This window comes from Cobetia sp. 2AS (assembly GCF_029846355.1).
Taxonomy (GTDB): Bacteria; Pseudomonadota; Gammaproteobacteria; order Pseudomonadales; family Halomonadaceae; genus Cobetia; species Cobetia amphilecti.
Map to the genome: position 1 here is coordinate 1 of NZ_JARWKQ010000027.1, position 260 is coordinate 260.

The 260-nt window shown below is 65.0% G+C and carries 1 protein-coding gene; it reads right to left on the reverse strand.

Annotated features, from left to right (window positions below):
- On the reverse strand, window positions 1-260 hold a 260-nt coding region (locus tag QD356_RS17785), incomplete at both ends, for an Ig-like domain-containing protein (RefSeq protein WP_225996706.1).

Consider the following 260-nt stretch of genomic DNA (forward strand, 5'->3'; position numbering starts at 1 on the left):
GCGCTTGCGTCGATCTCGCCCACGTCATTGCTGGTCGCGGTGTTGCCGGCCGGATCGGTGACCGAGGCTTCGACGCTATACTCGCCTTCGCTCAGCGGCGTTTCAGCGTCAACCGTATAGGTGCCGTTCTCGACGGTGGCGGTGACGGTCTGTTCGTTGCCGTCGCTGTCGGTGATGACCAGGGTGACGGTGCTGCCGTCTTCGGCATCGGTGGTACCGACGATGGTCGGCGTGGTGTCGGAGGTCAGTGCCGGGGCATC